At 48.1% G+C, this 4,986-nt stretch carries 6 protein-coding genes and 1 tRNA gene; 6 read left to right on the forward strand and 1 reads right to left on the reverse strand.

All coding sequences use genetic code 11. From position 1 onward, the window contains the following. On the reverse strand, positions 1-169 hold a 169-nt coding region (locus GY683_RS09610; protein ID WP_367274157.1), incomplete at its 3' end, for a L,D-transpeptidase. Between the two features lie 200 nt (positions 170-369). Here GY683_RS09610 and argG point away from each other — a divergent pair. The 6 genes from argG to GY683_RS08620 all read left to right on the forward strand — a co-directional run bounded on the left by argG (position 370) and on the right by GY683_RS08620 (position 4,974). Beyond that, positions 370-1,707, forward strand: coding sequence for an argininosuccinate synthase (gene argG, locus GY683_RS08595; protein WP_297288334.1), 1,338 nt, complete (start codon positions 370-372; stop codon positions 1,705-1,707). 63 nt (positions 1,708-1,770) lie between these two features. Beyond that, positions 1,771-2,400 carry a LysE/ArgO family amino acid transporter gene (locus tag GY683_RS08600; protein ID WP_297288335.1) on the forward strand — a complete coding sequence of 210 codons (630 nt, stop codon included), beginning with the start codon at positions 1,771-1,773 and terminating at the stop codon, positions 2,398-2,400. A 73-nt stretch (positions 2,401-2,473) separates the two neighbouring features. Further along, a complete protein-coding gene (gene pyrC, locus GY683_RS08605; RefSeq protein WP_297288337.1) occupies positions 2,474-3,535 on the forward strand; it encodes a dihydroorotase in 1,062 nt (353 codons plus the stop codon). Next, the gene (gene rnt / locus GY683_RS08610) at positions 3,535-4,224 is read left to right on the forward strand and encodes a ribonuclease T (protein ID WP_297288338.1); all 690 of its coding nucleotides are present in this window, start codon (positions 3,535-3,537) and stop codon (positions 4,222-4,224) included. Before pyrC ends, rnt begins: the two co-directional genes overlap by 1 nt. Before the next feature lie 8 nt (positions 4,225-4,232). Beyond that, on the forward strand, positions 4,233-4,721 hold the full coding sequence (locus tag GY683_RS08615; RefSeq protein WP_297288336.1) for a YajQ family cyclic di-GMP-binding protein: 489 nt from the start codon (positions 4,233-4,235) through the stop codon (positions 4,719-4,721). A 177-nt stretch (positions 4,722-4,898) separates the two neighbouring features. Then, positions 4,899-4,974: transfer RNA gene (locus GY683_RS08620), tRNA-Glu, on the forward strand. The last annotated feature ends 12 nt before the right edge of the window (positions 4,975-4,986 follow it).

Genomic DNA, 4,986 nt, shown 5'->3' on the forward strand with positions numbered 1-4,986 from the left:
CAATGGTGTGTCTGCCCAGCGGCGTGCAGCCCGTGTTCTCAAGCTGACCTGCGCCATTTTTGGCGGTGGATACGCTAAATCTCTTGATCAATTCATCACCATCATAGACATCAAGGGTCTGATTGGCGGTATCAATCAATAAATGAACTTTGGAAGTCGCTAGGCTCATGGATTATCAAATTAAAAAATGATGGATATTTTATAAATTGTTAGTTTATCAAAAAATTTAAGCTTTGGGGGAAATTTTGCGTGAATTTTTGATGGTGATATTAAAATATTTTTCGGTAAATCAGCCAAAACCATGCCCAAAAGTGCTATAATCTTAAAGATTCATTTGGCTTTTAGTTTTAAGTTTTTTAAGGAACATTCATGTCAAACGCCACCATTTTACAAAACCTACCTACCGGCAAGAAAGTCGGTATCGCCTTCTCTGGCGGTCTTGATACCTCTGCCGCCCTGCTATGGATGAAACAAAAAGGTGCGAAGCCTTATGCCTACACCGCTAACCTAGGCCAGCCTGACGAAGACGACTATAGCGCCATCCCTGCCAAGGCAGAGCAATACGGCGCAGTCAAGGCGCGTCTTGTTGACTGCCGACTACAGCTCGCCCTAGAAGGCATCGCTGCCATTCAGTGCGGCGCATTCCACGTAACCACAGGCGGTATGCCATACTTCAACACCACGCCGCTAGGACGTGCTGTGACAGGTACGATGCTCGTCTCTGCCATGCGTGAAGATGATGTGAACATCTGGGGTGATGGCTCAACCTATAAAGGCAATGACATCGAGCGTTTCTATCGCTATGGTCTGCTGGCCAACCCTGAACTAAAAATCTACAAGCCTTGGCTAGACCAAACGTTCATCGACGAGCTGGGAGGTCGTGCTGAGATGAGTCAATTCCTCATCGATAATGGCTTTGACTACAAGATGAGCAAAGAAAAAGCCTACTCAACCGACTCTAACATGCTGGGCGCAACCCACGAAGCCAAAGACCTTGAGTTTCTTAATGTCAGTCACAAGATCGTAGAGCCTATCATGGGTGTGGCGTACTGGGATGAGAATGTGAAGATTGATGCCGAAGAAGTTAGCATCACCTTTGAAGAAGGCGTGCCTGTCGCGATCAATGGCGAGCGTATCGAAAGCCCAGTTGATCTTATTCTAAAAGCCAACGAGATCGGTGGTCGTCACGGTCTGGGCATGACCGATCAGATCGAGAACCGCATCATCGAAGCCAAATCTCGCGGCATCTACGAAGCCCCTGGCATGGCGCTATTGCACATCGCTTATGAGCGTCTGGTGACCGGCATCCACAACGAAGACACCATCGAGCAATACCGCATTAACGGTCTTCGTCTAGGTCGCCTACTGTACCAAGGTCGCTGGTTCGATTCTCAAGCACTAATGCTAAGAGAGACCGCTCAGCGCTGGGTGGCACGCGCCATTACAGGCACAGTGACGCTAGAGCTACGCCGTGGTAACGACTACAGCATCCTGAACACCGAATCAGAGAACCTAACTTACGAGCCAGAACGTCTGTCTATGGAGAAGGTTGAAGATGCTGCGTTCACCCCGCTTGATCGTATCGGTCAGCTAACCATGCGCAACCTTGACATCGCGGACACCCGTCACAAGCTTGGCATCTACACCCAAAGCGGCCTTCTGGGCGTGGGTGGTGGCAATGCCGTACCACAGCTTGAGAATAAATAAGCATTTATACTCAATAGAAACACGCTCAAATGGGCGTGTTTTTCATGTGCTATTTTTGGATAAATGATGAATTCTATTACCCTACAAGGGTTTTTTGTTTCGTTTGGCTTAATTGTCGCCATTGGCGCTCAGAACGCCTTTGTATTAAAGCAAGGCCTATTGCGCCAGCATGTCTTTTGGGTGTGCTTGATTTGTTTCTTGTGCGATTTTATTTTGATGAGTATGGGCGTGCTTGGTTTTGGCAGTCTTATTAGCCAAAGCCCCATTGCCACGCTCATGCTGTCGCTCATGGGTGCTGCGTTCTTATTATGGTATGGTTTTCGCGCCTTTAAATCCGCCCATCAAGGCACAAGCGCATTGGCATTAGACAGTCAGCATCAGACTCACACACTGGGCAAAACCATTGCTACCACGCTTGCTTTAACACTATTAAACCCGCACGTCTATCTTGATACCGTCGTTCTGGTAGGCAGCATTGCCAGCCCACTTAGCTTGAGCGAAAAATATTACTTTCTCATCGGGGCGGTGCTGGCTTCAGCGACTTGGTTTTTTGGGCTTGGTTATGGCGCAAGACTGCTTACGCCATTATTCAAAAAACCCACCACTTGGCGAGTGCTAGACACGCTCATCGGCATCGTCATGTGGGCGATTGCATTTTCGCTGGCACGCCATGCGCTCACGTTAGCCATCTAAGCCGTGAAATCATTTTGGCAAATGCCTGTTTCATGCTAAAATAATCCAATCAAATCATACTTTAGCGAGCCAAATCATGACCACACTTACCTTGATTCAGCCAGACGATTGGCACATCCATCTGCGCGATGGCGATGCCCTACGCACCACAGTTGCACACGCCGCACAGAGTTTTAACCGCATCATCCGCATGCCAAACCTCGTCCCACCTGTCAAGACGACCGAGCAGGCGATCGCCTATCGCGGACGAATCTTGGACGCGCTGGCTAACGCTGACATCAGCGCCGAACGCAAGCAGAGCTTCAACCCCTGCATGGTGCTGTATCTCACCGATCAAACCACCGCTGATGAGATCGCTGCCGCTAAGGCTTCCGGTGTAGTACGTGCTGTTAAGCTCTACCCAGCAGGCGCCACCACCAATTCAGCTGATGGTGTTACCGACATTCTAGGACGCGCAGAAGTCTTTGAAGCCATGCAAAAACACGGCATCCCACTGTTAGTGCATGGCGAAGTCACGCACAGTGATGTGGATATTTTCGATCGTGAAAAGCGTTTTTTGGATGAGATTCTGTCGATTATTATCAAAAACTTCCCTGAATTAAAAATCGTCATGGAGCACATCACGACCGCTGATGCGGCTGATTTTTGTTTGGCTCAGGGCAGTCACATCGGTGCGACCATCACGCCGCAGCATTTGCTATTTAACCGTAATCATCTACTGGTTGGCGGTGTCAAACCCCACTATTACTGCCTACCCATCCTAAAACGCGCCGACCACCAAAAGCGTCTATTAGAAGTGGCAACCAGTGGCAATCCTAAATTCTTCTTAGGTACAGACTCAGCACCGCATGCCACTCACACCAAAGAGAATGCTTGCGGCTGTGCTGGCTGTTATTCCGCCGTACACGCCCTGCCATTATACGCGACAGCCTTTGAGAGCGTTGGCGCACTTGATAAGCTTGAGAATTTCTCTAGCGTCTTTGGTGCTCAGTTCTATGGCTTGCCTGTCAATACCAGCACCATTACGCTGATCAAACAGGAACAGACCATCCCTGAAGCCTACGACTACCTAGACGGTAAGACCTTGACACCACTACTGGCAGGTCAGAGCCTAGCTTGGACACAGGTGTCGTGATGACATCGGATAAGCCTATCACCCTAAAGGAGCGTTTTCGTGGCTTTATGCCTGTGGTCGTCGATGTCGAGACAGCAGGCTTTAATGCACAGACAGATGCCTTGCTTGAGATTGCCTGCATTCCCATTGTGATGGATGAACAAGGTCAGCTCATCCAAGGTGAACCACTGAACGCCCACATCGAGCCGTTCATCGGAGCAAATCTTGAGCCTGCCGCACTCAAGTTCACCGGCATTAACCCTGAGAGCCCTTTTCGAAAGGCGATCAGCGAGGATGAGAAAGTCGCCCTACGTCGCATCTTTAAGGCATTAAAAGAAGTGCGCAAACAATACAACTGCCGTCAATGCATTCTGGTCGGACATAATGCGCATTTTGATTTGGGTTTTTTGAATGCTGCCATCGCGCGCACCAATTCAAAGAATCACTCGCCATTTCATGCCTTTAGCGTGCTCGACACAGCAAGCCTATCCGCCCTTGCTTATGGGCATACCGTGTTGGCGCGCACCTGCATGATGGCAGGCATTGAATTTGACAACAATCACGCCCATTCAGCACTCTACGACACCCAAAAAACCGCCGAGCTATTCTGCAAGATTTTTAATGAATTGCCCATGCTGGCCATCAAAGGCAGCGACGACACCACAGATAACATCAGCGCAGACGACAACTGCGTGCCCACCCAACTATAGGAGTAATCATGCCATCTTTTGACATCGTATCTGAATTAAACGTTCAGGAAGTGCGTAACGCCATTGGCAATACTGACAAAGAGATCGCCACGCGTTTTGACTTTAAAGGCAGTGACATCACCGTCGAGCTGAACGAAAAAGCCAAAACCGTAACCATTACCTGCGATAACGAGCTTCAATCTGACAATGTTTACGCCATCTTTGAAAAGCAGCTCATCAAGCGCGGCGTAGATCTACAAGTCCTCGACCCACAGGACAAAGCCCAATCAGGCAAAACCGTCAAACAAGTCATCAACCTAAAAGACGGTCTAGACTCAGACACCGCCAAAAAGATCAGCAAAGCCATTAAAGAAAGCGACCTAAAAGTATCGGCCAGCATTCAAGGCGACAAGATTCGCGTCAATGACAAAAAACGGGACAATCTACAAGCTTGTATGGCATTCTTAAAAGAAAAATCATTTGGCGTGCCACTGCAATTCAACAACTTCAAAGACTGACTTTTAAAATAATTTTTATATATAAATCAAATATTTACAAATTATTTTAAATTTTTGAAAAATTATCGCTTGACGGCTCAAAATAATTTGCTATAATAGCGCCACTTTTGAGAAACACGGTGAAAGCGTTCAAAAGTTGGTAAAGCGATTTGATAAAATCAGTTTTACAGTCCTTGCGCTCCATTCGTCTAGAGGCCTAGGACACCGCCCTTTCACGGCGGTAACAGGGGTTCGAATCCCCTATGGAGTGCCAATATTCTAAAAA

Source organism: Moraxella sp., assembly GCF_024227015.1.
Classification (GTDB): Bacteria; Pseudomonadota; Gammaproteobacteria; order Pseudomonadales; family Moraxellaceae; genus Moraxella.